The following is a 647-nucleotide window of genomic DNA, read 5'->3' as shown; positions in this document are numbered from 1 at the left end:
ACTGCTGCTGGGTAATCACCCGCCCAGGATGCCGCGCCAACTGCGCCAGCACCGCATATTCCTTGCGGGTCAGGGCCACTTCAACATCCTCCAGCAACACCCGACGGTAAGCCAGATCGACCGTCAGCGGCCCCACTTGCAGTGCCGCTTCCTGCACGTCTCCCGCCGGCGCCTGGCGCAACAGGGCACGGATACGCGCCAGGAACTCCTGGATGCCGAAAGGCTTGGTCACATAGTCGTTGGCACCGCCGTCCAGGGCTTCGACCTTCTGCAACTCGCTGGCACGCACCGAAAGCACCAGCACCGGCACCGCCGACCACTCGCGAAACTCGCGCAGTACCTGCTGACCGTCCATGTCTGGCAGCCCCAGGTCGAGTACCAGCAGGTCCGGCTTGTTCAACGCCGCTTGGGCCAGGCCCTCGGCGCCGTTAGCGGCTTCAATCACTTTGTATCCCTGGGACGCCAGGCTGATGCGCAAGAACTTGCGGATCTGCGGCTCGTCGTCGATGACCAGGATGGTTGCGGTTTGGCTCATGGGTTCAATTCAAGACAAATTAGAGGCAAAAGAGTAGCCCAAGGCCCGCCGATGATCCCGGTAGCGCTTGTACTGCATGGAAGCACCGCGTTCTACAGGGTTTCACAGGTCA

At 62.0% G+C, this 647-nt stretch carries 1 protein-coding gene; it reads right to left on the bottom strand.

Annotation, left to right across the window (positions count from 1 at the left end; all coding sequences use genetic code 11):
• On the bottom strand, window positions 1-535 hold a 535-nt coding region (locus tag GV818_RS33675), incomplete at its 3' end, for a response regulator transcription factor (protein WP_161778742.1).
• Window positions 536-647 lie beyond the last annotated feature (112 nt).

Source organism: Pseudomonas sp. Fl4BN1 (genome assembly GCF_009908285.1).
Classification (GTDB): domain Bacteria; phylum Pseudomonadota; class Gammaproteobacteria; order Pseudomonadales; family Pseudomonadaceae; genus Aquipseudomonas.
The sequence above is the reverse complement of the archived record's forward strand: the minus strand, read 5'-3'. Positions and strand labels throughout refer to the sequence as shown.